Source organism: Microcoleus sp. A2-C3, assembly GCF_036706065.1.
Taxonomy (GTDB): domain Bacteria; phylum Cyanobacteriota; class Cyanobacteriia; order Cyanobacteriales; family Microcoleaceae; genus Microcoleus.
Genome location: NZ_JAUBVX010000054.1, coordinates 1 through 25,971 on the forward strand (window position 1 = coordinate 1; position 25,971 = coordinate 25,971).

A 25,971-nucleotide genomic window follows, 5' to 3' on the forward strand; every position below is an offset into this window, starting at 1 on the left:
GTCATATCACTAATGGCAAACACTTCTCTCTAATAGTAGCTTAAGTTTACTCTATCCTTTCCTTCATGGCACTACCGAGGTCTATTATAGCATAGATTTTTTTTGCAAGAGGTCTATTGTGCCGATCGCCATTTAAACTTAATCTAGACTAAGTATCTCAAGGAACACAAAAAAATAATGCGCATTTTATTTGTATCCGCCGAAGCAGCACCCCTAGCCAAAGTAGGCGGTATGGGCGATGTCGTCGGCGCTTTGCCTAAATTTCTGCGCCGCATGGGTCACGATGTCCGCATCTTCATGCCCTACTACGGCTTCGTCCCCGACAAAATGGACGTTCCCAAAAAACCCGTTTTCCAGGGGGCGGCCATGTTCCAAAGCTTCTCCGTCTTTGAAAGTGTTTTGGCGGGAACCGATGTACCTTTATACTTATTGCAACATCCATCTTTCTTGCCGCGCCGCGTTTACGGCGGCGTAGATGAAGATTGGAGGTTCACTTTCTTTGCCAATGCTGCTGCTGAATTTGCCTGGAATCACTGGAAACCACAAATTATGCACTGTCACGACTGGCATACGGGGATGATACCTGTTTGGATGAAGCAAGACCCCGATATCAGCACAGTTTTTACTATTCACAATTTAGCTTATCAAGGGCCGTGGCGCTGGCGTTTGGATCAGATGACTTGGTGCCCCTGGTATATGCAAGGTCACAATACAATGGCTGCGGCAGTACAGTTTGCCGATCGCGTAAATACAGTTTCACCGACTTACGCCGAACAAATCAAAACCCCAGCTTACGGGGAAACTTTGGAAGGTTTGCTATCTTTTCTAGGCGGCAAGGTTTCGGGAATTTTGAACGGAATTGATACAGAATCTTACAACCCAGCAACTGACAAGTACCTCCACCAACAATTTAGTGTTGATACGCTAGAAAAGCGCCCAGCTAACAAAATTGCGCTGCAAGAAGAAGTCGGTTTGGAAGTGAATAAAAATGCCTTTTTAATCGGCATGGTGACGCGGCTGGTAGAACAGAAGGGGTTGGATTTGATCATTCAAATGCTCGATCGCTTCATGGCCTATACCGACGCTCAGTTTATTGTACTCGGAACGGGCGATCGCTACTACGAAACCCAACTCTGGCAAATGACCGCCCGCTATCCCGGTCGGATGTCCACCCAATTACTCTACAACGACGCCCTCTCCCGGCGCATTTACGCAGGCTGCGACACCTTCCTGATGCCCAGCCGTTTCGAGCCCTGCGGCATCAGCCAAATGCTCGCCCTCCGCTACGGCTGCGTCCCAATGGTGCGTCGTACAGGCGGTTTAGTCGATACCGTTTCCCACAACGACCCAATTAATAATACCGGTACCGGTTACTGTTTCGATCGCTACGAGCCCCTCGACTTGTTCACCTGTATGATCCGAACATGGGAAGGTTTCCGCTACAAAGATAAGTGGAAAGAACTGCAACAACGCGGCATGAGAGAAAACTTTAGCTGGGATCTTTCTGCCCAGAAATACGTCAACTTGTACAGCGAAATTCTCGGCATTTCACCAGAAGAAACATCACCAGAACCTGAGCCACAATTAATCATTGGTAAAGGTTAATCTCTTTCTTTGTAGGGTGCGTCAGGCGTTATTGTCGATTTAGGCGATCGCATATTTCCTGACGCACCCGAAAACGTGTCATTGCGAGGAACGAAGCAATCCCAGGGTAAGAGAGATTGCTTCGTTCCTCGCAATGACATAATCTAAATTCGCATTCTTCCTTCTTCCTTCTTCCTTCTTCCTTCTTCCTTCTTCCTTCTTCCCAATTAATCAACAAATAAATCAAGAGGTAAATGACCGTAAGTCCCGCTAACTCCATCTTCCGAGGAAAATTGGCACGATACTAACACGCCCCGATAAGTTCCCGGATAGCCATCAACATAATACGAACCCTTCAAAGTATTAAACTTAATATAAACCGAACCAGTAAATGAAGCAAAAGCACTTGGATCTAAAACAGCTTGATATCCCAAAGCCTTCAAATAAGTTGCTAAAGCTGAAAAGCCCTCATCCGTCGAAGTAGCGCAAACTCCCAGCATTTGGTAATCCGACAAACTTGCTACCAGCAAAATCGCTTCACGCAGCGCCTGTTTTTCCAGCGGCGATGCTACAGATTGCATATCCAGACAAGTAAAATCTTTGAGGATTTGCTGTGCCGCTTCAACAGTCAGGGTAGTCGGGTTTTGAGTAGACATCAATTGCTCTGATATTTCCAAAAGTACGATCGACATTCGGGTACTCGTCAACGGATTTCTGCTATTGCAACCCTCGATCGACGGCGGTAACACTCGCGCCAGTCCCGATTATAGCCTAATTGTGGATCTGGAAATCAATTTGGGCGATCGACCTACTGCATCGCACACTCTACCTAGATTTCAAAGAAATATCACAAAAATGTCAAGTTAGCTGAATTTGCCTCTATTAATGGTATAGACAAAAAGCACACAAATTAGTAAAGAAAGTATGAAGTTCGAGCAATTGTTAAAAAACATAAAATTTGCGATCGAATTTATGTTTCGGCTGCTACACAAAGCCAAACCGCTCTACTTATTCCTGATATTTGGCATCTGTATAGGTATTTCGGGCTGGACAGTAGAATCTAATTTCATCAAAATTCCTCTAATCGGCTTTCACGACATTGTAGACACTCGCAATCCCGCCCAATTGCCACCAAAGCGGCTTGCTTTTTCCATTGACTACACCAAACAAGATTTCTCAGTATTTTTAGAATATATAATTAAAGAAAACTATTGGTTATTATCATCTCAAGACTTGTACGTATACTTTATCGACAAGTCCCAGCCAATACCAGCTCAAAGATTGGGTCAAAAACCGATTATGATATCCTTTGATGACGGGTATAAAGGCGTTCATGAAAATGCACTTCCGATCTTAGAAAAACTTTCAGTAGTTCACAACAAACAAGGCAAATTTGTGTTATTTGTAAATCCTCACTTTTTAGGTGTGAATATGGGCAAAAATTTTATAGCCCACACTACTTGCAACGATTTAAGAGACGGATATCAAAAAGGTTTTTATGACGTTCAGTCTCACGGTTTTACTCATAAAAATTTTACTCAAATTAGCGGAAAAGAATTAGAATTTGAAATTGCTAAATCTAAGTCTGAATTGAGAAAATGTATGGGAGATTTGGACAAAAATAAAGTTATTGGCGCTCACATCGCCTATCCCTACGGCGCATCAGACAGGGAAGTGGAAAAGCTTTTGCCTAAATATCATTTAACAGGCTTTTTGTACGATGACCATTTATTCAGAGTAAACCGACTGAAAAATAACTACCGCATTTCTCGCATCACTGTCGATAAAGATATGTCGCCTAGAGCTTTAATTCGCATAGCGAAAAGAGCTTCTACTCTGACAAAAAAAGAGTCGCTTTAGGCAGCATTTGGGGTTTTTCTATCTCCTTGATTGGGCGAGTTTATTTGTCCCCAGAGTTGGGGATGCGCGTGCTCATTGTGTCATCGGGCAAAAAAGCTAGTAGTTTTTACCAGAAAGAATTGGTTTAAAGCTTCTCCATTTGAGGGAGAAATTAAAATCAGACTATTCATTGCTTCAATCCTCTTCCTTCCAGGTAGCTGTCAACTATCAACTGTCAACTGAATGAACGATGTTTTCGCGTTTAGATCAGTCCGCGTTTTTTGAGCTTTGCTAGCGCATCTTCGGCCGCATTTTTCTCAGCATCTTTCTTACTTTTGCCTTTACCTTCTCCGTAGCATTTGTCTCCAACATAAACTTTAGCGAGAAATTCGGGAAGGTGGGGCGTTCCTCCTGCTTGGACTGTGACGTATTTGGGCGGAGTCGTGTCACCGTTGGCTTGTACCCACTCCTGAAAGCGGTTTTTTGAGTCTACAGTCGATCGCGTTTCCACAACATTGTCGGGCACAGAATCAAACATTTGCCACACAAAATTGCGAACTTTGTCCATGTCTTGCGTATCGAGATAGTACGCGCCAATGAATGCTTCCAAGGTGCTGCTGAGCAAATTTGGATTGGTAATCCCGCCTTCTCGATAAGCTCCTTTTCCGAGCCGCATTTTTAAGTCTAAATTGATTTCAGTAGCAAATCTGGCTAATTGTTTTTCATCTACCAATGCAGAACGGCGGCGAGTCATTTGATCTTCTCCCATTTCTGGGTGACGCTGATAGAGATATTCGCCGCTCAGAAATGTCAGCAAAGCATCGCCGAGAAATTCTAAGCGTTCGTTGTCTGCTTCGCGAAATGTGGGATTTTCGTTGACGTAGGAACGGTGAGTTAGGGCTTGGCGCAATAGTTTTTCATTCTGGAATTGGGGAATGGTTATTTCGATTTCTTGTGTTTTGTTAGTTAGTAGCATGGGAGTTTGATGATTGTGATTGATTTTGGAGTTTCGTGTTGTTATGTTGGCGGACATGAAAGAGCCGCAGATAGCGGTTTGCTTGGAAAATCTAGTTTATCAAATAAACTGGATTTTTGCTATCTGTGGCGGGGTTGATTTTAACCGAGATTTTGGGCTTGGGCCGTTAGTCCACCAGTCCGCCAGGGAATTAATTCCCTGGCGGGCAGTGCCACTTTATGCAGATAATTTATCTGCTTTTATTGACAACTGTTTTGGATGTTTTAGTTGCGGTTTCAATCCTGCACACAAACTAGACAATTCGTCTACATAATGAAAGTTATCCTCACCAACGAGCTTAATCACTTTTTGGCTAGCACTGTCGCGCCGTGCAAAAACGATGACTGTTTTACCAGAAGCCATCAAAAGGGCGATTAAACCTGCAAAGTCCCTATCTCCTAGGACTAGGATAATTATCTCAGGACAAGGCTTAATTGCAAATAGTTTAGTACAGTCAAACACCAATTTTATGTCTGCACTATTTTTACCTGAATCGGGGACATCAATGCCTTTAAAACCAAGCTTTTCTAGGTTCTCTTTGGCAATAACTTGATTGTCGTGCTGCGAGTTGTAGTAAAGTTTTAGCCAATTTAAACGCCCTTTTGATGTGGCAAAATCCAGCAGTAATTCAGCTTGCTTTTGCTTTAAAGAGACGTTCTGAACATCCAGAAGCATAGCAACTCGCGGAGACTTGCTGGTTTGTTGGCCGATGGTTCGATGAGTGTGAGTCATTTTAGTACATCCAGATTTGTTAGTTTGCTTGACGGCGTTTAAATCACGCATCTGGCGCACAAGAAGCATTGAAGAGAGGATTTCCGTTTTGGAAATTCCCCAATCTAACAACTCTCTCCGCCAGTAACTTTTTTTAAGTGTTACTGGGGGGGTGGGTCTAAAGTTGCAGAACCCGCAGGAGTTCTGGTTACGACTGAACGAGTGGTCAAGCGTGAGAATGGATACACAGCTAAACATTCGATTAAAAATCTGAAGGTTTAGCTCATTTTTTAACAAAATATATAGCTGTCCATCCAGTCTCACGGTTGACGACTCGATCGGTCGTAACCAGAACTCCTGCGCCTGCAACAACATCCCACAGCTTGGCGCTTTTGGATGCTGAAAAATCAGCCTTATTACTAGGAAAGCACTAATAGCAATTAAATGCAATGAGTATTTATTACTAATATTGCCGATCGCCCTTCCCGATCGCCCTTTGAGATTTTCGCCCACCTGACACCGCCAGTTACGCGCCTTCAGAAACCGGGTTTCTACGAGTTTTGACGATTAGTCACGAGAAATCACGCAAGAAACCCGGTTTCTCGCCCCCCGTGCGATCGCCCACAAGCCCCTCGACCCATAGATTCATCCCACTTATCGCCAGCATTTGAAAAACAAATGTAAAAATATGTTGCAATGTTTCTGTTGTTATGTTAAGTTTAGTTACATAAGGTTGAAATTAAACGAGGTTTCTGGTCATGGAAAACAAAGACGCAAAAGTAGGCTTCACCGAGTTCGCTGAAACCTGGAACGGCCGTTTGGCAATGCTGGGCTTCGTTATTGGCTTAGCTACCGAGTTCCTCACCGGTCAAGGCATTCTCTCTCAAATCGGTTTGATGTAATCAGCTTAACTCCATACAATAGCTGTAATATGTGGTAGGCGATCGACCCCCTTACAAGTGCGATCGCTCACCAATAAGCCCCCTTCATTGATAGTGAAGGGGCTTTTGCCTTTTTATTAAAAACTCAAACCGATGGCACAATCAAAAATCTTTTCCGTCTCAATATTTATATCGAGACTAACTCCAGCTTTCCTAAGCAATTCCTACTGAATTTAAAATCCTGACTTGAGGAATCAAAGCCGGAACCTTCACCAAACCATCCCGTTTGTGAGTCCGCAGGCTATTACCTAAAATCATCTCCGACAGATCCGGCATTTCCTGCCAGCAGCGCGAACAGAACCAATAAACGCGATTGTGGCGAGCGTGTCGGAGCAGTGTAGATGAGCAACAAGGGCAACTATTCATGGTATTTTAAACCTTCTTTAAGATATGGATCGATAACGAATTCATTACAGGGATTGACGAATGCCGGGGCATCTAAAATTCAGACATGACAAAAAAAATCTCTTTTCACTCAAAACTTTGAGCGTCTCGCAAGTAGCACTTTTGCACGCCAAAAAGCAACACCATAATCAGAAGCTGAACAATCCAAGGGGCTAAAGAGAAACCCCAAACAAAGCAACCCAGTCCAGCCAAACCAACCAGAACAAAAATATCTTGAGAGGTTTGCCAGTAAATCCAGACTGCTGCCAGAGAAACTATCAGTAGCAAAATGTAAGCTGAAGGCATAATCGTCTTGTCCCAAGGTGTCTGCCAACAGTCAGGATCGATCCCTGACACTATGCTTAAATTAAAGCCCAAACCTGAAGAACTGATGAAGATCGGCAAGTTGTTACAAAAGAAAATATCATCCTGCCCAATTATATTCAGCATAAAAACCGAGCAGGCAGAATTTATTTTTTTTTGATTATAGAATTCAAGGTGTACGATCCTCTTCGAGGGCTGCGCTAACGACCTATGCTTGATCCCAGCCCAAAGCTTCAGCCACCTGAGTAGCCAAAGACATCGGTTCAAAAGGCTTAGCAATCACACTCACCACCCCCAAATCCGCGAACATCCGCCTGTCGCTAGCGAGAGCCTTAGCCGTCAGTAAAATTACCGGAATATGCTGGGTAGCATGATTAGCTTGTAACTGTTTAAAAGTAGTAGGCCCATCTTGGTCGGGCATCATCACGTCCAAGAGAATAGCATCAGGCTGTTCAGCAAGAGCCTTAGCCACACCCTCGCGGCCAGAACTCGCGGTCAGGACTTCCCAGCCACCCACCACCTCAAGACTGACTTGAGCCACTTCCCGAATATCTTCCGCATCATCAATCACCAAGATGCGCTTGGCAGTCAAAATTAACATTTTTTTTAACAATCAGAACTGATCACAGACTAGAGGCTAAATGTGAATATTTTGTAAAGCCAACTGTTTTACCCGATCGAACTTTACAGTAAATTTTCAAAACTGTATAGCAGAAGGCTTCCGAAGGAAGAAGGAAGAAGGAAGAGGGAAGAAGGAAGAGGGAAGAAGGAAGGCTTTAGTTATCGTCGCGAGAGCAGCAATCAACCGCAAGGGTTTCAGCAATTAAGAACGTCGTAACCGCCTTGGGCGTTGCTATACAACCGAGTCCCCAAAAATCCGCTTTTCGACTTCAAATCGCGATGTTTGCCCGCAGTCCATGATGGCATAAAAGGCTGAGATTGTTTGTCGATGACTTCAGCCAAGAATCTGCACAAAATGACTAACTGTGGGTAAACATGGGTAGAAATTAACTTTCACTCGCCAGCCCTTCCCTGATCACTGGCAGACTTAAGAAAAAAGTGCTGCCCTCCCCCAAAACGCTCTCCACCCAAATCCGGCCTCCGTGCTGCTGCACGATACTGCGACAAATAGCCAGCCCCAAACCAGTACCTTCCTTTTGGCGAGAATCAGAAGCATCAACTTGTTGGAAGCGTTCAAAGACCATCTCTAGCTTGTCCGCCGGAATGCCCCGCCCTTGGTCTTTCACAGTAATCAGGATTTCCGAACTCACTGCTACGTGCGGATTGATGCCGGTAGATTCAGGAGACGACACTGACTTCAACCCAGATTTTTCTGCCAAATCTCGATCGTGCGTCAACTCCCCGCTTAGCCAAATCGTAGCACCCGGAGGCGAAAATTTGATAGCATTACTGAGCAGATTTGTCAAGGTCTGAATTAGCCGATCGGGAATAGCCAGTAATTGCGCTCCCACAGGCCGAACCTCCAGAGTAACTCCCGCCTGCTGAGCCATGCCCTGCATCTCTTCTGCCGCCTGCAACATCAGCTCAGCGACATTGCAAGTTTGTTTGATTGCAGTGCTGTAATTAGAATCCATGCGCTCTAAATCCAGGATGTCGTTGATCAATCGCACCAAGCGGCCAGTATTAGTGACAGCAATTTCCAGCATCCGCTTGGCTTTCTGGGGGTAAGCCTCAAGGATGCCACTGTTGAGCAGGCCGAGAGCGCCGTGAATCGAGGTCATGGGCGTCCGCAGTTCGTGGCTGACAACGGAGATGAATTCATCTTTCATGCGATCGATCGCCAGCCGATCGGTGATATCTTTAAAAGTCACCACAGCGCCAATAATTTCGCCTTGTTCTCGCATCGGAGCGACAACGTACTCAACCGGAAAACTGCTGCCATCTCGCCGCCAAAAAACCTCATCGGTGACGCGCCGCGCCTCTCCGTCTGCCAAGGTGGCTAAAATTTGAGAACTTACTGGGTTCGACAGTTGGCCCATCGCAGGTGCGGCGCTATCTGGGGGAAGTTGAGATGCGGAATTGATGTCTGTTAAAGATGAGATTTGCTCGATCGCCCGCGAGCATTCTGCCTGTGAACGGTGTAAGCTTTCATAAAGTGGTCGATCGATCAATTCCTTAGATTCGCAGCCGGTCATTCTTACCGCCGCCGGATTCACAAAAGTTACTTTTCCTTGTTTGTTCAACCCGCAAATTCCTTCTCCTGCGGAGAACAAAATCATTTCTGTTTGGTGGCGGAGTTGTTCGAGCGCTTTTTCGATGCGCTTACGGTCGCTGATGTCGCGAGCGATTGTCGAAATGCCCGTTAGTGTTCCTGTCGCGTCTTTAATCGGAGAAATCGTTAGGGACACATCTATATGTTGGCCGTCTTTGCGCAAGTGTACGGTTTCGTAATGGTCAATGGTGGTTCCAGCCCGAATATTTTCCAGAATTTGGGGAATTTCCTTGGGGCGTTCGGGAATTGCTAAAATCTCGATCGACTTTCCTTTAATTTCCTGCGCACAGTAGCCGTAAATATTCTCTGCCCCGGCGTTCCAGCTTTGAATCGTCCCGGCGATGGTTTTTCCTATGATACCGTCATCGGAAGACTCGACAATGGACGCTAAGCGCACGAGTTCGTCTTGTGCTTGTTTGTATTCGGTAATGTCGCGACCCAAAATCACGATACTTTTGCGTCTGCCGTCGGGGTAAAATACCGGTACTTTAATCACGTCGTAGATTTTCACAGTACCATTCGATCGCAGAACCACTTCTTCTCCCCTAGAAAGTGTACCTTTTGCCCACGCTTCTCCATCGCTCACTTCGCACGCCTGTAGTGCCTCCCGGTAAAAACTGCTAAGTTCTCCTAACTGAGAATCTGTGAGTCCGCGGTATTCATCTGCTGATAGCTCGAACAATTCCAATATCGCTTGATTTGCCTCCTGCCACCTGCCCTCGCCATCTTTAAAGCAGACAATATCTGGCATGGCATTCATCAGCAAATCGAGGTAGGAGTTTGATCGCAGTGCAGCTTCAACCTGGGCCCGCTTAGGGATTTCCTGTTGCAAGTTTTCGTTTGCCGTTTGCAGCGAATCGATTAACAAACTTTCGGTAAAAGTGGGTTCTTTAATTACTTCCTGAAGTCTATGGATTTCTAGGGACAATCGCCTGCGCGCCAACAAATTTTCTGCCCGTAAGTGCAGTTGGGTGGCATCTACGGGAGTTGTGATTAAATCGTCAATTTTGCCTTGGAGTTGTTTTGCTGTTAGAGAAAACGGTGGCTCAGAAACAGCCGACATTTGGGATTTTCTCAGGAGCAAAAACGGTAAAAATATCGGCTCGGTGGCAGCTTTTAATGCTTCTACCACCGGCCCAATGCGATCGAAATTTGCCTCGTCGAGAATGCACAAGTCAAAAGCGATTTTGGCAATCGAAAATTCGGAGCTTGGTTCGGAAGTGCGATCGAGTACGATCACCTCATGCTCGGTGTTGAGGTGTGCGATCGGCAAATGTTGTTCGAGGCGATCGACCAATAGCAAAATGCGGCTCATTAGCTTGATAATTTCCCAATGACTAATGATCTGATTTCCAATAAATTTACTCACTATCGGGTTTGTAATGAGGACTGAAGTCCTCACTACGAACCGGCGAAAATTATAATGCCCGTGCAAACGCAAACCCGATGATAACTAATAACGTTCGCGATCTCTTAAGTTCGCACTACTGACAACTGACAACTGTCAACTGTCAACTGTCAACTGTCAACTGTCAACTGACACTTTAAGGCATTCCGATCGCAATCAAAGCATCTTCCGGCATACAGGTAGAGTAACGCTCCCCTTCCGATAAAACCGCAATCAGCCTCATTTGCCAGTCCGGCGTAATATTCAAATCCGCCCAGGGCACTGCTACCTCCAAACATTTATCCAATCCCACTTGGGCGCGGCTGATGCGGGAATGCCACTCATCGCCCTCTCCTGCTTCCTGAAACCAAATCGATTTCGTCAGCAAATTAATCTCTAAATGATGGTGGAATCGATAGTTTAGCGGTGCTTCGTCGGGCAAACCAGACAGTGGCATCAGACTATTGTGCATTGTGCGATCGGGATAAAACCACAACAAATTTAACTCCGGCGGGCAATCAATACCCGGCCGCACCCCAGTCTTGAAGTCGGCGCGAAGGTAAAAATTCAAGTGATCAACCCCGTACCAAAGCCGCTGAATTGCCGAACTCCGGTGCATCGTGCCCCTTGCTCCCCCAACTTCAATCCGGCCGGCTTTGTCCCAATCCTGTTCGTTGCCGATACCGTCGATAATCGGGTGAATAAAGCTCAGCGGCTGGTGGTCACCTTGAACCTCGTGCACCTCTACTTCCCGCCACACTTCTAGGGGTACAGGCTCGCCCAGAGCTTCGTAGATTGCAGCTACGTGTTCGCGAAATAGCCGATCGAACATAGCATCTTGATTCGACGTGTGGCCCTCGCCAAACCACCAGAACCAGTCGGAACCTTCCGCCGCGAACAGCGCTTCCCAAGCTTCTGGATTGCTCTCTTCTGTGGCTTCTGGATGGTTTGCCAATACCTGTCTCGCCGCCCCTAACAAGTCCCAAGCGCGATTTTTTGCGGGATCGCCGATCCAAGTTGTCAGGGAACCGTCAACCCAGGAACCGGTGTGTAGTTGGGCGGCGGGTATGGTTTCGGTGGCCGGGAATTTGTCGAGAAATTCCGAGACTGTGACTAATTTGATATCTGGATTGTCGCTGAGAGTTTGATAGAGTGATTCTAAGAACGGTTTGCCGTCTTGGGGATAGAATTCCCAGCAATTTTCGCCGTCTAGGGCGATCGTCACCAACCACGGATTTTCTAAAGCTGTTTGGCCGTCGGGTTGTCGGTGTTTGAGAGTTCTGCCGATCGCCTCCAAGTGTCCCACCAAATCCGATGCAGCCTTTTCCGGTTCCATCGAACCGTAGGTAAAACCAATCAAATCAGACAATCTGTGGTCTCGAAATACGATCGCCAAATCGCCATCAGGAGTTTCTAGACGGTAAGGGCGATATAACAATTCTGGTTCACAGACATTCCCCGTCGCATCGCGGTTAAAAAAGTGTTTAATTGTCCACCCCAATACTGCCTCATCCGAGACTATCCATTTAAAGCCTTGTTTAGCAATATAGGGCAAAATTTCCGGGCTAACTGCCTGTTCCGACGGCCACAAACCCCGCGGTTCGCAATGGAACCTATCTTGATACATATCCCAAGATTTTCTCAAATGTCTGGGAATATCTTCTGCCCACTGAAACCGATGTTCTGGCAACGTCATGTTAGGAATCGCTATGCGGCCGCCATTGGTATCAGCAAGTAGCGGTAAAATCGGGTGCGTGTAGGGAGTTGTGGAGACTTCCAACTGTCCCTCAGCTTGCATTTTACGGTGCTGTGGAATGATTCTGGCGAGGATTTCTTTTTGTTTTGAATAGATATTTTTTCGGTCTACCAGATTGAAATTTTGTCCTTGTTTCAGCCACCCTGCAATCTCCGGGTCATCCCAAAACATTGGGTCAATCCAAGCTAAATTGTGCCACGCCAGCAAGTCGCCAAAATCCTGCACTTTCCAGTTTGCCAAGCACCACTGAATGCCTTTTTCCTGCCGCTGAGTGTAGAGTTGAGCGTAGCGGGGATGCGGCTGAATCAGGGTGTGGTAATTAGCATCAAAGAAGTGTTCTAAAATGAACTCTTGTTCTTCGATGTTTAAACTTTTTGCCGACTTTAATGTCACCGCCAAATAAGGGTCTAATGCTTGGTCTGCGATACAGTCTTCTATCTGCAAAATCAAGGAAGGAACCAGGTTTACGGTTTGATGCAGTTTGGGATATTTTGCCAGAAGCAGCACTAAATCCAAGTAGTCTTTAACTCCGTGCAAGCGCACCCAAGGCAGTCGATACTCGGATGCTCCTGCGCTAGCTAATACTCTGGATTTGTAGAGCGGTTGGTGTTGGTGCCAAATGAAGGCTACGTAAAGGGGATGAGACATTGATTTTGGTAATTGGTAATTGGTAATTGGTAATTTGTGATTGATATTAGGGAATTGATAATTGGTAACTGGTAATTGATAATTAGTGATTGATATAGCCTTTTTCAGAAAGATGAGGTACTATCCGGCATAGGGCATAGAGCATAGGGCATAGGGCATGAGGCTCTCCTCACTTTTTTGAGAACCGCTATCTTCGGGAATTAGTAATTGTTAACAGTTAACAGTCAACAGTCAACCGTCAACTGTCAACTGTCAACTGTCAACCGTCAACTGTCAACTGTCAACAGTCAACTGTCAACTGTCAACTGACTAATTACATTACCTGTTCGACTTCAGAAATTTCTGGGATGGCCTCGCGCAGGCGACGTTCAATGCCCATTCTCAGAGTCATTGTGGAACTTGGGCAAGAACCGCAAGCTCCTTGCAGTCTCAGGTGTACGACTGGGCCGTCGATTTCTACGAGTTCCACGTTGCCGCCGTCGGATATCAGGTAGGGGCGCATTTCATCGAGAACTGTTTCGACGTTATCTCTGGTTAGTGCTAGTGTCGTCATATTTTACCTCAAAAATTATTCGTACAATTGACTTAGTTCGATCGTACCGTTACTTGCTGCTAAATCCAGCAGGACTGACGCACAACTTCGATTCATGTAGGGTGCGCACTGCGCACCTTACCTGTAACCCTAGACTACTGCTGGTTCTAGCATTTTGACGTTGGAGTAGTTAAACTCGGTTGTCGTTTCTTGACCTTTTTCTTTCGATCGCACTACTTGCTTAGTCATGACATAATAGTCGCCTATCTTGTCAAAAGTATCTTCAAATTCCAGTTCTCTAGTGATTTCGTTGGTTTCGGGGTTGCGGAAAACGGCATCGTAGTGGCTAGCCAAAGAACCTTCAGGAGTCTCTAAGCTTTTGTGCGTGTCAATGACGAAAGCCATGCGGCCCATCACCCGGCTGACTTGACAAATTGACAGACCTCGGATTTTATAATTCGAGCCCATTGAGTCGCCTTGTACTAAAATATCCACAGCGTCAGTGCTGTCCTTTTCGCCCAGGGTGAAGCTGTTTTTGCCGTGGGATTTTTCAAAGGTGGAGCGCTTGCGGTGAGTCACAATATCCCGCATTTGGGTGTAAACGCTCTGCTTTACTTCCTCATCTGCAATCCCGCTGACTTCCACTGTCATGTCTGGTTTGATGGAAACATGACCCGTATATACTTCGTTGCCTTGTTTGAGTTCAATATCGGCGCTGTAACCGGGAAAGTTGGCATCCCAGGTATAACGGTGTTCGTAAGCAGCGCGAAACAAATCGCGACCGTTGGCTTGCTCTGACATAAATTCCTCTTTGTGTTGACACCCATCTAGTTTAGCTTAACCGCTGGCTGCCCCCACATTCAGTGCATAGGCGGGTTCCCGACTCTGGCACGAGCACTTCTTGAGGCTGCTGCTGCGATGTTAATCTTAGCGCAATAAAAATTTACTTTCTGTCTCGGTTGCTATAATTTGAAAAATAAAGTCATAATATGGCTAGTAATTAAAATCACATTCCACGCATGGCTCTCCTGGGTTTATGATGTATACGGTATCAAGCACAACTGTTTGTGATTCTATGATGCCCTCGGAGTAAGGATATGCGGTTTTCTTATCACCACAAAATCAGGACAGCCTTCCGCATTTAGGGTGTCACACGGTATAATTATTCGGAAAATATCGATTTTTCAAGTGATAAATTATGCCTTTGCTAAAATATTTATCATTTAAAATGTATAATATAAGTATAATTTATAACTTAATATATCAATAAAAGTAAGTAAAAACCGATTGTGACAGTTGAGGGTGCCGAAGGTGGGATTAAAATCACATTCGATCGCCTGACAGCAGTCTTAGTTATGGGTTATCTTAAAAAAAAATTCTGTCCGCTTTTAAGATTTTCCACCTGTGGCAACTATTCGGTTCCCTAATTAATAAAATGCTAGAAACACTTTACAAATACTTAGAAACGTTGCAGGAACAAGTTAACCATTTGCCAACTCCGCAACAGGCGATTTTAATAAAAACCGTGGAAAATCTGTCAAATTCTTTGCAGGAAATGGCAACCATTCCCCAGTTTGAAAGCGTGACTAATAATGCAGCAAAGTTAGTTGAGGCAGAAAATTTAAATCGACTTTTGGAACGCACAATCGCGCAGCAAAGAGCGCAAATCAGACAGCTACAGGAGAAATTGGACAAAGAAATCAGTCAGCAGCGCCGGCACAATCAAGCATTAACTAAAAGTGAAGCAAAACTGCAAACTATACTGCGTAGTTCTCCTGATCTAATTAGTATTATCGCCTCCGACGGGCGAGTCCGATACCACAGCGGAGCCCTAGAGCGAATTTTTGGTTACAAGCCCGAAGAGAGAATTGGCAAGTTTCATGGCGAGTTGATTCATCCAGACGATTTGCTGACTTGGCAGGCATATTTTGGCAAGTTGCTAGAAAAGCCAGGAATTGCGGGGCCGATCGAATATCGGAAACGCCACGCTGACGGTTCTTGGAGGTACATGGAGGCGATCGGCAACAATTTGCTTTACGATTCTAGTGTGCAGGGAATTTTGATTAATTATCGCGAAATTGGGGAACGCAAGCAAGCAGAAATTGCCATCCAAGATTCGCAACGGCACTACAAAATTATGTCACAAATTACTTCGGATTTTGCCTATTCTTTTCAGGCACTTCCCAACGGTAACTTTGTTTGTGAGTGGGTAACGGAAGCTTTGGCGCGCGTGAGTGGTCATCTTCCTGAAGAATTAATTGCGTCGGGCTGGTGGAGTTCAAATATCGTTCACCCTGATGACAGGGAAATGTTAATTAAACAATTAGAAGGCTGTATTTCTAGAAGTATGGGGGTCAATGAGTATCGCATTGTTAACAAAAATGGTGGTGTGCGCTGGGTGCGGGACTGCTGGCAAGCGGTGTGGGACAAAACTGAAGGGCGGGTTGTTCGTTTGTGGGGTGCTTGTCAGGAAATTACCGATCGCAAGCAAGTAGAATTGAAACTGCAACTCGCGGGCGGAGTTTTGCAAGCACAAATTGGATCAGCGCCACTAGCGATTAATTGTACCAGCAATGACGGCCGTACTCTTGTCTGGAACCGCGCCGCCGAACAACTTTTTGGCTGGACTGCGGCTGAGGTTTTAGGGCAACCATTGCCGAATATTCCTGAAGGGCAAAAGCAAGATTTTTACGCGCTGCTGAAGTCTGCGGGTAATGGAAAAGCGGAAAGCGGTTTGGAAGTGTCTTTGTTGAAAAAGGACGGTAGTTCGATCGATATTTGGGTTTGGGCTGCACCCGTGCAAGATGCGGTTGGCGAGATTTTCGGCAGTATCAACATATTTTCTAACCTTTCAGAACGCCAGCGCATACAGGAGGAACGCCAAAAACTAGCAGCAGTGAAAAATATGGAAGAACCTTTTTGGGCGCGCTATGTCAGCCCTCCACCAACCAAGAAAAAATAGGGCGATCGGTAATTTCGTCAAGCACAAGTTAAAAACATTAAAAGTGCGAAACTGCCATCTTATGCTGGCAAATATCATTTCCGATAAAATAACCTATTTGATGGGGTTAATTCGATCGCACATCATATAGCCTTTCTCAGAAAGATCAGGTACGCTTCGGGCATAGGGCATGGGGCATAGGGCATAGGGCATAGAGCCTACCTCACTTTTTTGAGAACCGCTATAGGATAAGTATACCAGATGCTACGTTTGGTAGTTGGTATGCTGTGCTGCACAAAACCCTCATTACCTAAAAATAATTGAGTAACCAGCCACCGAATTTATTAACCAAAGCACAGGGGATTTAAGCCCCCACCTTTAGGTGGATTGTTTTTAGGCTGGGGCTTAAATCCCCTGCCTGAAAACTTCGCTGTCAACTGTCAACTGTTAACTGTCAACTGTTAAGGAATATATAGATGCAAGTGTCATATTTTCCAGGCAGAAGACTTGTCTGCACGGTAAATATTCGACTTTTTGAATACGGGACTTAAATCTTTACTGGTGCCCAGATTCCTCCTTGCTCCTGATAGCAGCTAACTCCCTTGTTGCTTCTTGCTTCTTCTTCTTGCAACGTCCAGATTACCGATGATTAATTTTTAAAGAGCGGTTCTTGATAAAGCGGGACGGTAAAAGTAACAGTTGATCCGAGTCCTTCCCCCATACTGTAAAAATTTACTGTACCGCCCATTGCTTCTACCAGCTTTTGAGAAATAGCCAATCCCAAACCGGTGCCGCCATATTGCCTGGTACGATCGCCGTCCACCTGAAAAAACGACTCAAATAATTTATATTGCTTGTCCAGAGAAACCCCAATGCCAGTATCAGCGACTCGGATTTTCACGATTCCGGGGAACTCCTGGTTGTTAACAGTCACTTTTTTCTGAATAACTTCGGCACTGATGCGAATTCCCCCTTCCTTGGTAAATTTAATCGCGTTTCCAGTGAGGTTCAAGATTACCTGAAGCAGGCGTTGGTAGTTGGCGTACAAAATAATCTCGTCCTCGGCGGTAGATGTTTGGATTTGAAATTGCAATCGCTTTTGCTGCACTTGAACCATTGTAAAATTCTCTACTTGCTGCAACAGTTCGCCTAGTTTGACTGGAGCGAGATCTAACTCCATTTTGCCAGCTTCGATTTTAGCGATATCCAAAATATCGTTAATCACATTGAACAAGTGTAATGCCGATTGATAAGCTTCTGTGATAAATTGGTGCGCTTCTTCGGGGTCATCTGCCATGCCATCCATCACCAGTTTCAGGAAGCCGAGAATGCCGTTGAGGGGGGTGCGGAGTTCGTGGGAAGTATTGGCAAGAAATTGACTTTTCAGTTGGGAAAGAGCTACGGCTTCGGCGCGGGCTTGTTCTAATTCTTGGTAAAGTGTAGCGTGGGCGATCGCGCTGCCGACTTGGGCGACTAATTCGCGGGCGAATTCGAGTTCGACTGGACTCCATTTTGGGGAACTGCCGCAGCGGTGCAAGCAGATGAGGGCATTGGGTTGGCCTTCATAGGAGGTAGCTGCTACGAGGACGGAATGGCGATCGAAGCGATCGACAATGGGGGATGCGTAATCGACTGCTACGGGTTTTAAGGTGGCTAAAGTTTGAATCCATCCCGCCTGTTCGGCTGCGCGCAGTTCTAGTCCCAGCATCGAAGAGTAAGATTCTTGGCGGTACTCAGCTACTATTTTAAAGGTTTTGGATTGGAGATTTTCGATTTGATCGGCAGACAGCGGGGGCGATCGATCGCTGGTAATTGATTGTTGTAATTCGGCTGTTGGGACTGGATAATTTTGGGGATTTTCTGAGGGAAGAAAGTCCGAATATTCGAGGTTTTCGCTGTCTTTTTTGGAGGAACAGATGATGCAGCGGCTCGCGTTCAAAACTTGACCCAAACTGTTAGCTGTTTGTTGCCAAATTGTCTCTAGATCGAGGGTTCTGTGCAGGTTTTGAGCAATTTGGGAGATGATTGTGCGATCGATTTTTGAGTAGGGAGGGAGCGATCGACTGCGGTTGCGGCTTGCGGGAAGCAGCATTTGTTGGCGCGCGTCGGAGGGGGATGGCACAGCTCGATAGAGCATGAATTCTGCGGAATCTGGTGGCCTGTCTGTGGGTTTGTCAGACAGCAGTCTTCCCATAACTAAGACTTTTGTAGCTTTGCCGTTGGAGTCGATCGCGGGAGTGACTGTCAAATCTAACAGAAAATATTGTCCGGCGTGGCAAAATGGATAGCTGAACCTTTGCGGGACGAGGGTTTCTAGCACCCTGCGCAGGCGATCTAGATAAGGTACAGGGGCGATGGGTTGTAGGGTTTCGCTGAGGGGGCGATCGACAATTTGGTCTGCTATGAGGTTGTACTGATCGGCTTTTTCCCAGTAAAAAGATAGATATCGACCCCTTGCGTCTTGGGTAAATACTAATTCTGCCCCTAACTCTTGAAAAAATGCTGTAGAGGCGAGGCTCGATCGCCGGAAATCGGTGTTAGAGTCCATCAGAGTTGGGGATGAAAGTAGTTCAGATTTTTGAGTTTTGAAATTTAAATGCAAAAATCAATACTCAAAATTGTTTTGGGCTTCGACGGTTAAGTTGTGAGTTATGGCAGAAGAAAGTTCGGCAACGAGCAATGTACGGGATTTAACGGATAGGAGGAAGTTCGGCAACGGATTTTTTAACTGATTTAACGGATGTCACGGATAGAAGGAATTGACCGTTTATGTTTCAGCAATTAAGAACTTCCTCACCGTCGGGCGCGGTTGCTATATTAATTAATTAAAAAGTTGTTGGCTTTTTAATTGATAATTCACAGCTCAACACTCACACTTCACAACTATTTTAGGCTGATACCATTGAGTTTTGAGTTATTAATGAACTCAAACAATATTAATTATTTAATTCAGAACTCAACTCAAAACTCACAACTATTTATTGTCAGCTATTTTGGGGAATCAAAAAATACAAATTAAGATTTAGGAATTAGTAGTCTGCACTGATTAACGATCTAGTTTGAAAATTCCACCAAAATTTTAGGCTGCGGGTAACTCAAGTCGGGGACTGGCTGGCGTTTTTTTGCCGTCACAAGAGAAAAGTTCCCAGGTTGTGAGTTTGCCCCAGATTGCTCCGAACAACCTGTATTTCGCCCTGAAATCTGCCGGAGATCGCAGCCAGAGTTCGCGCGGGCGAATTTCACACCCAGCAGATTTGCACCCAGCAGATTTGCACGCGCTGTATCGGGCGAGAGAGGACAGAACCTCAGTCGTTCCACTCGCCACGGGGCGGGACTGGAGGGTTGCGACGCAAGCTCATAGCCTGATCGTCTTCGCGGCGCTCGCCTCTGAGCCACTGCTTGATTGCTGTTTCAATGACTTTGCTGGGGTCATTCGTCAGGTGCTTAATTTGGTCTAGCAGTTCAGAATCTATATGGATAGATAGTTCCACTTTTTCTGACGAACTGTGGGATGGTATCCTTGACTCGCTCATAGTTAAAAAGTCCTAGTTTTAATTCTTAAGTTTCAATTCCTTCTAGGAATTTACGCTTTTTTGTTGTGAAGGAAGTGATGCCCGATCCCTGGTAGAGATGCACAGCGGATCAAAACCTATACTTTTTAGATCCTTACCGTCCCGCTTCCGTTATTTGACCAAATTATTTGCTTATTGTCAAGCGCCAGCAACTTCTCAGTAATATTTTTAAGTTGACGATCGCCTTTTATAGAATAACCTGACTGGACTGGAGGTTTGAGGGCGAATGTTGGCGATCGGGGATATTCCCAACCGTTCAACAGCTTTTTGTACAATCACAGAAATCAATTTTTTTTCTCAGCAGGGCGTTTTGACTGAAGTGTGGTTGATGAACATAGCATAAATATAATGGATCTGTCAACCCACCGCCGATAAAAAATTAAATTGGATCTAAGTCTCTAAATGACTATAAATGACTGTAGATTGAATGAAGTTTTATAATACAACAAAAGTCAATCTTTTGCCGATAGGTTTTATGACAAACGTTCCTGTATCTCGCATTCGTAATTTTTCGATTATTGCTCACATCGACCACGGAAAATCCACCTTGGCCGATCGCCTGTTGCAGCAAACTGGGACTGTCCAAGCACGGGAGATGAAGGAGCAGTTTTTAGACAATATGGATATCGAACGTGAACGTGGCATTACGATCAAGCTGCAAGCGGCTCGGATGAATTACACTGCCAAGGACGGTCAGGATTACGTGCTGAACCTGATCGACACTCCCGGACACGTTGACTTCTCCTACGAGGTTTCGCGATCGCTGGCCGCTTGCGAAGGGGCGCTGCTGGTGGTAGACGCATCTCAAGGCGTGGAAGCACAAACCTTGGCAAATGTCTACCTTGCCTTGGGAAATAATTTGGAAATTATTCCGGTTCTAAATAAAATTGACCTACCGGGGGCGGAACCGGAACGGGTTAAAGGGGAAATTGAAGAGATTATCGGTCTGGACTGTAGCGGGGCGATTGAGGCTTCTGCTAAGGAAGGAATTGGTATTGATGAGATTTTGGAGGCGATCGTCGAATTGGTGCCGCCGCCGCAGGATACTGTTGATAAACCGCTAAGGGCGCTAATTTTTGATAGTTATTATGATGCTTACCGTGGGGTAATTGTGTACTTCCGGGTGATGGACGGAAGTGTCAAAAAGGGCGATCGGGTGTTGTTGATGGTTTCGGGGAAGGAATATGTCATCGATGAATTGGGCATCCTTTCACCGACGCAAGTGCAAGTAGATGAACTGCACGCGGGGGAAGTTGGTTATCTGGGCGCGGCAATTAAGGCGGTAGCTGATGCTCGCGTCGGGGATACGATTACTTTGGTCAAAAAGCCTGCATCTGAGCCTTGGCCGGGTTATACAGAGGCTAAACCGATGGTTTTTTGTGGCTTATTCCCGATCGATGCTGACCAATTTCCAGACTTGCGGGAAGCTCTAGAAAAACTGGAACTCAACGATGCGGCGCTTTCCTACGAACCGGAAACTTCGAGCGCAATGGGATTTGGTTTCCGCTGCGGTTTCTTGGGTTTGCTGCACATGGAAATTGTGCAAGAAAGACTTGAGAGAGAATACAATTTGGATTTGATTGTTACGGCTCCTTCTGTGGTTTATCAAGTCACAACAATTAAGGGAGAAGTGTTAACAATTGACAATCCGAGTCACTTGCCAGATCCTCAGTATCGGGAGAAGATTGAGGAACCTTATGTGCGGGTAGAAATGCTGTCGCCGGAAACTTATGTGGGCGCGCTGATGGAATTATCTCAAAATCGGCGGGGCATTTTTATGGATATGAAGTATCTGAGTCAGGGGCGGACTACGCTGGTTTATGAGTTGCCTTTGGCGGAGGTGGTGACGGACTTTTTCGATCAGATGAAATCGCGATCGCGCGGTTATGCGAGTATGGAGTATCACCTGATCGGTTATCGCGAAAATCCGTTGGTGAAATTGGACATTTTAATTAATGGCGATCCGGTTGATGCTTTGGCGATGATCGTACACCGGGATAAGGCTTACAATGTTGGCCGGGGCTTGACGGAGAAACTCAAGGAGTTGATTCCTCGCCACCAGTTTAAGGTGCCGATTCAAGCGACTATTGGCGCGAAAGTGATTGCTTCGGAACATATTCCGGCTTTGCGGAAGGATGTGTTGGCGAAGTGTTACGGTGGTGATATTTCGCGGAAGAAGAAGTTGCTGCAAAAGCAGGCGAAGGGTAAGAAGCGGATGAAGTCTGTTGGTACTGTGGATGTGCCGCAGGAGGCTTTTATGGCTGTGCTGAAGCTCGATCGCGATTCGTAGTTTGTGTGAGGAGGGCGATCGCGCGTGCGATCGTCTGTTGCCCATTTAAATTGTAGATTCGGGACGGGCTAGAAGCCCATCCCACAAGAAAAAACAATTGTGGGATGGGCTTCTAGCCTGTCCTAACTCTTGGATGCACGGGTGGCCAGAAACCGGGTTTTTTACGAAAATCCTTGGTTGTAGCCCGTAGAATTGGTGAAAAACCCGGTTTCTTTGGTTGGAGTGCGATCGCCCTAAAGAGCGAGCAATCCAGTTATAATTAAGGGCATAATTGTTAGTTGAATTTATTATTATGAATACTCAAATATTACTAAAACCGTCGTCAAAATTAGCTGATGTTTCCTTGACAGTCCTCATAGAAGAATATGATAAACTGGAATTAGTCGATTAAAGGAGAGAGTTGTGTATGATCGCGCAAGTTGAAACGAAAACCTACACGGCTGAGGAATATCTAGAATTGGAAATCAATTCTGAAGAGCGACATGAATTTATCAATGGGGAGATAATTCTGATAGCAGGTGGCACACCAAATCATAGCGAAATTACGAGCATCTTAAATTCTGTATTGAGAGTAAGTCTCAAGGGTAAAACTTACAGTATTTTTGCATCAGATCAACGGCTTTGGGTTCCGCAGTTTAACAACTATACTTACCCTGATGTGATGGTAGTAGCGCGCCCGATCGAATTGCAATCTGGACGGACGGACACAATTACCAATCCTGTGCTGATTGCGGAAGTGCTTTCTAAAAGTACCAAAGCTTATGACCGTGATGAAAAGTTTGCAGCCTATCGCAGTATTCCGAGTTTTCAGGAGTATTTATTAATCGACCAATATCGGCTACAGGTGCAGCAATATTCTAAAACTGACGCGAATAAGTGGATTTTTTTGGAATATACCTGCGCGGGCGATCGAGTTTCCTTAACTTCTATTTCTGTGGAATTTGTGGTGGCAGATTTGTATGAAAATATTGAGTTTGATGTCATACCAAATCCGGCTTAAATATCTAGGCGGATTTGGTTTGTATAGGAGCGGTTTAAATCGCCCAGTCTTATTAATCGATCGCCCGTGAATTCCTAGCTCTAACCAACAAACCGTGTTTCGGAGCAAAAATCATCGCCAACACAAACAGCAGCGTTTGCAGCACCACAATACATCCGCCCGTCGAACCATCAATGTGATAGCTGATATAAGTTCCGATGACGCTAGAAAATACGCCCGAAGCCATCGCAATTAGCATCATGTGGTCAAAATTATCGCTCAATAAATAGGCGGTTGCTCCCGGAGTTACTAACATTGCTACTACTAAAATAATCCCGACTGTCTGAAGTCCCGCCACTGCGGTGAGCGATAGCAAAGATAGCAGCACGTAATAAAGAAATGTGATATTTAAGCCAATCGATCGCGCGTGAGTCGAATCAAAACAAAACAGAATTAAATCTTTGCGTAAAATTGCCAGCGTCACTATGGTAATAATACTAATAATCACAGTTTGAATAATATCCGAATCCGAAATCCCTAAGACATTGCCAAATAAGATATGCGTCAAATCGATCGAACTTCTGACTTTAGAAATTAACACCAAACCAAAGGCAAAAAATCCAGTAAACACTAAACCAATTACCGTATCTTCTTTGATGCGAGTTTTCGCTTTGATAAAGCCGATCGCAATTACCGAACCCACACCAAACACAAACGCCCCCACCGCCAAAGGAATATTCAGCACATAAGCAATCACAACCCCCGGCATCACCGCATGAGAAACCGCATCACCCATCAATGCCCATCCCTTCAAAGTCATATAGCACGAAAGCGCCGAACAAACAACCCCTACTAAGGCGCTGACTAAAATCGCCTTCACCATAAATTCATACTGCAACGGTGCGGCAAACCACTGAATTAAGTCCATTATTGCTCCTCCTGATTGACTTGAGTTAAACGATTTTTGGCCAAAGATAAATCACCGATCGCACCACCAAAGGTACGAGACAGATTTTCCTCGGTAAACACATCAGAGGTGTTACCATAGGCGAGAATGCTGCGATTAATTAACACAACTTGGTCGCAAAACGTGGTAATAGAGTCTAAATCGTGAGTTGAAACGAGAATTGTATGCCCCGTTTGACGCAGTTCCATCAGCAAATCAATCATCATTTTCTCAGTTTTGATATCAACTCCGGCAAAGGGCTCATCCAGCAGCAAAACCGTTGCTTGTTGCGCCAAAGCCCGCGCAAAAAAGGCGCGTTTCTTTTGTCCGCCAGATAATTCTCCGATTTGCCGATCGCGCATTGGCCACATTTCCACCCTTTCCAAGCTTTCTCGCACCGCTTGTTTGTCGATAGATCGAGGAATCCGCAACAGATTCATGTAGCCGTAGCGCCCCATCATCACCACATCAGAAACACTCACCGGAAAATTCCAATCTACCTCCTCCGACTGAGGTACATAAGCTACCAAATTGCTTTTTTGGACTTGACGAATCGGCAATCCATTCATCAAAATTCGTCCAGTAGTCGGCTTCACCAGCCCCATCATCACCTTGAATAGCGTCGATTTTCCCGCGCCATTCATCCCCACCAAACCACAAATTGTCCCCGCTTTAAGTTGCAACGAGGCGCTATGCAAGGCGACTTTACCATGATAAGCAACCGTCACATTTTCAATATCGACGCTGATTCTATCCATACCAATTTCTCCAAATTACCATTACCAATCACTAATTCCCTATGCCATAGCCCTATGCCCCATGCCCTATGCCCCATTACCCTGTAAACCTTTTATCAAAGTATTGACATTATATTCAAGCATCTTCAGGTAGGTTGATGCAGGCCCTTCGGATGGAGATAGAGAATCGACATAAAACACCCCAGCAAATTTTGCGCCTGTTTCCTTTGCTACCTGAAGCTGTGCTTCGTTGCTGACGGTACTCTCGCAAAATACGGCGGGTATTTTGTTGGCTTTGACTGTATTAATCACCCGTTCAACTTGTTTCGGTGTAGATTGCTGTTCGGCATTAACAGGCCAAATGTAAACTTCTTTCAAGCCGTAGTCGCGGGCAATGTAAGAAAATGCACCTTCGCAACTAACTATATAGCGTTTTTCTGGGGGAATCGCTGAGATAGCTTGTTTGAGCCTTTCATCAATCGCCCGAATTTCATCACTGTATTTTGTCGAATTTGCTTCATAGATTGCAGCATTAGATGGATCGACATTTGATAAAGCTTTGCGAATATTTTTAACGTAAATTAAAGCATTTTTAGGGGACATCCAAGCATGAGGATTCGGTTTGCCTTTATAGGAGTCTTCGGCAATATTAACTGGTTGAACTCCCTCGGTCAAAGTAACGCGAGGAACTTTGGGAAAACTGTTATAAAACCGAGTTGCCCAGCGTTCCAAATTCAATCCGTTATCCAAAATTAAACTAGCACCTTGCCCTCGTTTTAAGTCGCTAGGAGTGACTTCATAGCCGTGAATTTCCGCACCGGGCTTTGTGATGGATTCAACAGTTACCTTGTCACCAGCGACATTCTGCGCCATGTCTGCTAGCACGGTAAAGGTGGTGAGAATGACTTTTTTGTCTTTTCGGGTCGAATCGGTGGCAGTAGGGCTAGAAGCTCGATTTTGATTGGTTTGAGGCTCCGCTGTCGTCTGAGTGTTGCACCCGCTGACGCACACTCCCAGCAACAGCCCCAACCCAATTATCTGATACTGTTTCCAAACGGGAGGGGAGAAGAGGGATAGGGGGAAAGGGCGAGATGGAGTGAGAATTTGAGGATTTTTGGGCATATATTTCAAAATGCTAGCTAAATTTGCCAC

At 45.4% G+C, this 25,971-nt stretch carries 22 protein-coding genes; 6 read left to right on the top strand and 16 right to left on the bottom strand.

Features of this window, described 5'->3' with window-relative positions; all coding sequences use genetic code 11:
- Positions 1-177: 177 nt before the first annotated feature.
- A complete protein-coding gene (glgA, locus tag QUB66_RS23855; protein ID WP_265237306.1) occupies positions 178-1,605 on the top strand; it encodes a glycogen synthase GlgA in 1,428 nt (475 codons plus the stop codon).
- A gap of 28 nt (positions 1,606-1,633) precedes the next feature.
- Here glgA and QUB66_RS23860 read toward each other — a convergent pair whose 3' ends face one another.
- Positions 1,634-1,831 carry a hypothetical protein gene (locus QUB66_RS23860; protein ID WP_332969967.1) on the bottom strand — a complete coding sequence of 66 codons (198 nt, stop codon included), beginning with the start codon at positions 1,829-1,831 and terminating at the stop codon, positions 1,634-1,636.
- Positions 1,812-2,291, bottom strand: a complete 480-nt coding sequence (locus QUB66_RS23865) for a DUF1824 family protein (RefSeq protein ID WP_332969966.1) — start codon at positions 2,289-2,291, stop codon at positions 1,812-1,814. Before QUB66_RS23865 ends, QUB66_RS23860 begins: the two co-directional genes overlap by 20 nt.
- A gap of 217 nt (positions 2,292-2,508) precedes the next feature.
- Between QUB66_RS23865 and QUB66_RS23870 the strand changes: the two genes are divergently transcribed.
- A complete protein-coding gene (locus QUB66_RS23870) occupies positions 2,509-3,444 on the top strand; it encodes a polysaccharide deacetylase family protein (protein ID WP_332969965.1) in 936 nt (311 codons plus the stop codon).
- 241 nt (positions 3,445-3,685) lie between these two features.
- On the opposite strand, the gene rnc is transcribed toward QUB66_RS23870, so the two are convergent.
- Positions 3,686-4,399, bottom strand: a complete 714-nt coding sequence (gene rnc / locus QUB66_RS23875; protein ID WP_332969964.1) for a ribonuclease III — start codon at positions 4,397-4,399, stop codon at positions 3,686-3,688.
- A gap of 216 nt (positions 4,400-4,615) precedes the next feature.
- The gene (locus QUB66_RS23880) at positions 4,616-5,281 is read right to left on the bottom strand and encodes an NYN domain-containing protein (RefSeq protein WP_332969963.1); all 666 of its coding nucleotides are present in this window, start codon (positions 5,279-5,281) and stop codon (positions 4,616-4,618) included.
- A gap of 626 nt (positions 5,282-5,907) precedes the next feature.
- On the opposite strand from QUB66_RS23880, the gene QUB66_RS23885 reads away from it, so the two are divergent.
- Positions 5,908-6,051 (top strand): chlorophyll a/b-binding protein, encoded by a 144-nt coding sequence (locus QUB66_RS23885; protein WP_015176459.1) that lies wholly within the window; start codon positions 5,908-5,910, stop codon positions 6,049-6,051.
- Positions 6,052-6,243: 192 nt separating this feature from the next.
- Here QUB66_RS23885 and QUB66_RS23890 read toward each other — a convergent pair whose 3' ends face one another.
- The 7 genes from QUB66_RS23890 to QUB66_RS23920 all read right to left on the bottom strand — a co-directional run bounded on the left by QUB66_RS23890 (position 6,244) and on the right by QUB66_RS23920 (position 14,155).
- Positions 6,244-6,366, bottom strand: coding sequence for a hypothetical protein (locus QUB66_RS23890; protein ID WP_332969962.1), 123 nt, complete (start codon positions 6,364-6,366; stop codon positions 6,244-6,246).
- Positions 6,367-6,561: 195 nt separating this feature from the next.
- Entirely contained in the window at positions 6,562-6,924 is a 363-nt protein-coding gene (locus tag QUB66_RS23895) for a hypothetical protein (RefSeq protein ID WP_265237322.1), read from the bottom strand.
- Between the two features lie 82 nt (positions 6,925-7,006).
- A complete protein-coding gene (locus tag QUB66_RS23900) occupies positions 7,007-7,399 on the bottom strand; it encodes a response regulator (RefSeq protein WP_265237324.1) in 393 nt (130 codons plus the stop codon).
- A gap of 406 nt (positions 7,400-7,805) precedes the next feature.
- Positions 7,806-10,346, bottom strand: a complete 2,541-nt coding sequence (locus tag QUB66_RS23905) for a PAS domain S-box protein (RefSeq protein WP_332969961.1) — start codon at positions 10,344-10,346, stop codon at positions 7,806-7,808.
- A 229-nt stretch (positions 10,347-10,575) separates the two neighbouring features.
- A complete protein-coding gene (locus QUB66_RS23910; protein ID WP_332969960.1) occupies positions 10,576-12,822 on the bottom strand; it encodes a glycoside hydrolase in 2,247 nt (748 codons plus the stop codon).
- Positions 12,823-13,135: 313 nt separating this feature from the next.
- Complete coding sequence (locus tag QUB66_RS23915) at positions 13,136-13,375, bottom strand: NifU family protein (RefSeq protein ID WP_193975189.1); 240 nt, start codon at positions 13,373-13,375, stop codon at positions 13,136-13,138.
- A gap of 129 nt (positions 13,376-13,504) precedes the next feature.
- On the bottom strand, positions 13,505-14,155 hold the full coding sequence (locus QUB66_RS23920) for a DUF3386 domain-containing protein (RefSeq protein ID WP_265237341.1): 651 nt from the start codon (positions 14,153-14,155) through the stop codon (positions 13,505-13,507).
- 634 nt (positions 14,156-14,789) lie between these two features.
- Here QUB66_RS23920 and QUB66_RS23925 point away from each other — a divergent pair.
- Positions 14,790-16,316, top strand: a complete 1,527-nt coding sequence (locus QUB66_RS23925; RefSeq protein ID WP_265237343.1) for a PAS domain-containing protein — start codon at positions 14,790-14,792, stop codon at positions 16,314-16,316.
- A gap of 628 nt (positions 16,317-16,944) precedes the next feature.
- On the opposite strand, the gene QUB66_RS23930 is transcribed toward QUB66_RS23925, so the two are convergent.
- A complete protein-coding gene (locus QUB66_RS23930) occupies positions 16,945-18,843 on the bottom strand; it encodes an ATP-binding protein (protein WP_265237345.1) in 1,899 nt (632 codons plus the stop codon).
- 757 nt (positions 18,844-19,600) lie between these two features.
- Complete coding sequence (locus tag QUB66_RS23935; protein WP_265237347.1) at positions 19,601-19,828, bottom strand: type II toxin-antitoxin system CcdA family antitoxin; 228 nt, start codon at positions 19,826-19,828, stop codon at positions 19,601-19,603.
- Between the two features lie 514 nt (positions 19,829-20,342).
- On the opposite strand from QUB66_RS23935, the gene lepA reads away from it, so the two are divergent.
- Positions 20,343-22,157: a translation elongation factor 4 gene (gene lepA / locus QUB66_RS23940; protein ID WP_332969959.1), complete on the top strand. Its 1,815-nt coding sequence runs from the start codon at positions 20,343-20,345 to the stop codon at positions 22,155-22,157.
- A 406-nt stretch (positions 22,158-22,563) separates the two neighbouring features.
- The gene (locus QUB66_RS23945) at positions 22,564-23,157 is read left to right on the top strand and encodes a Uma2 family endonuclease (RefSeq protein WP_332969958.1); all 594 of its coding nucleotides are present in this window, start codon (positions 22,564-22,566) and stop codon (positions 23,155-23,157) included.
- A 52-nt stretch (positions 23,158-23,209) separates the two neighbouring features.
- Here the strand turns inward: QUB66_RS23945 and QUB66_RS23950 are convergent, their stop codons facing one another.
- The 3 genes from QUB66_RS23950 to QUB66_RS23960 form a co-directional block, all read right to left on the bottom strand.
- The gene (locus QUB66_RS23950; protein WP_332969957.1) at positions 23,210-24,064 is read right to left on the bottom strand and encodes a metal ABC transporter permease; all 855 of its coding nucleotides are present in this window, start codon (positions 24,062-24,064) and stop codon (positions 23,210-23,212) included.
- A complete protein-coding gene (locus QUB66_RS23955) occupies positions 24,064-24,840 on the bottom strand; it encodes a metal ABC transporter ATP-binding protein (RefSeq protein ID WP_332969956.1) in 777 nt (258 codons plus the stop codon). Before QUB66_RS23955 ends, QUB66_RS23950 begins: the two co-directional genes overlap by 1 nt.
- A gap of 66 nt (positions 24,841-24,906) precedes the next feature.
- Complete coding sequence (locus tag QUB66_RS23960; RefSeq protein WP_332969955.1) at positions 24,907-25,971, bottom strand: metal ABC transporter substrate-binding protein; 1,065 nt, start codon at positions 25,969-25,971, stop codon at positions 24,907-24,909.

Bases quoted from the DNA above. Each gene is read 5' to 3' on its own strand.
- glgA (WP_265237306.1), top strand. From the start codon at position 178: ATGCGCATTTTATTTGTATCCGCCGAAGCAGCACCCCTAGCCAAAGTA.
- QUB66_RS23870 (WP_332969965.1), top strand. From the start codon at position 2,509: ATGAAGTTCGAGCAATTGTTAAAAAACATAAAATTTGCGATCGAATTT.
- rnc (WP_332969964.1), bottom strand. From the start codon at position 4,399: ATGCTACTAACTAACAAAACACAAGAAATCGAAATAACCATTCCCCAA.
- QUB66_RS23885 (WP_015176459.1), top strand. From the start codon at position 5,908: ATGGAAAACAAAGACGCAAAAGTAGGCTTCACCGAGTTCGCTGAAACC.
- QUB66_RS23890 (WP_332969962.1), bottom strand. From the start codon at position 6,366: ATGCCGGATCTGTCGGAGATGATTTTAGGTAATAGCCTGCGGACTCAC.
- QUB66_RS23895 (WP_265237322.1), bottom strand. From the start codon at position 6,924: ATGCTGAATATAATTGGGCAGGATGATATTTTCTTTTGTAACAACTTG.
- QUB66_RS23900 (WP_265237324.1), bottom strand. From the start codon at position 7,399: ATGTTAATTTTGACTGCCAAGCGCATCTTGGTGATTGATGATGCGGAA.
- QUB66_RS23905 (WP_332969961.1), bottom strand. From the start codon at position 10,346: ATGAGCCGCATTTTGCTATTGGTCGATCGCCTCGAACAACATTTGCCG.
- QUB66_RS23910 (WP_332969960.1), bottom strand. From the start codon at position 12,822: ATGTCTCATCCCCTTTACGTAGCCTTCATTTGGCACCAACACCAACCG.
- QUB66_RS23915 (WP_193975189.1), bottom strand. From the start codon at position 13,375: ATGACGACACTAGCACTAACCAGAGATAACGTCGAAACAGTTCTCGAT.
- QUB66_RS23920 (WP_265237341.1), bottom strand. From the start codon at position 14,155: ATGTCAGAGCAAGCCAACGGTCGCGATTTGTTTCGCGCTGCTTACGAA.
- QUB66_RS23925 (WP_265237343.1), top strand. From the start codon at position 14,790: ATGCTAGAAACACTTTACAAATACTTAGAAACGTTGCAGGAACAAGTT.
- QUB66_RS23930 (WP_265237345.1), bottom strand. From the start codon at position 18,843: ATGGACTCTAACACCGATTTCCGGCGATCGAGCCTCGCCTCTACAGCA.
- QUB66_RS23935 (WP_265237347.1), bottom strand. From the start codon at position 19,828: ATGAGCGAGTCAAGGATACCATCCCACAGTTCGTCAGAAAAAGTGGAA.
- lepA (WP_332969959.1), top strand. From the start codon at position 20,343: ATGACAAACGTTCCTGTATCTCGCATTCGTAATTTTTCGATTATTGCT.
- QUB66_RS23945 (WP_332969958.1), top strand. From the start codon at position 22,564: ATGATCGCGCAAGTTGAAACGAAAACCTACACGGCTGAGGAATATCTA.
- QUB66_RS23950 (WP_332969957.1), bottom strand. From the start codon at position 24,064: ATGGACTTAATTCAGTGGTTTGCCGCACCGTTGCAGTATGAATTTATG.
- QUB66_RS23955 (WP_332969956.1), bottom strand. From the start codon at position 24,840: ATGGATAGAATCAGCGTCGATATTGAAAATGTGACGGTTGCTTATCAT.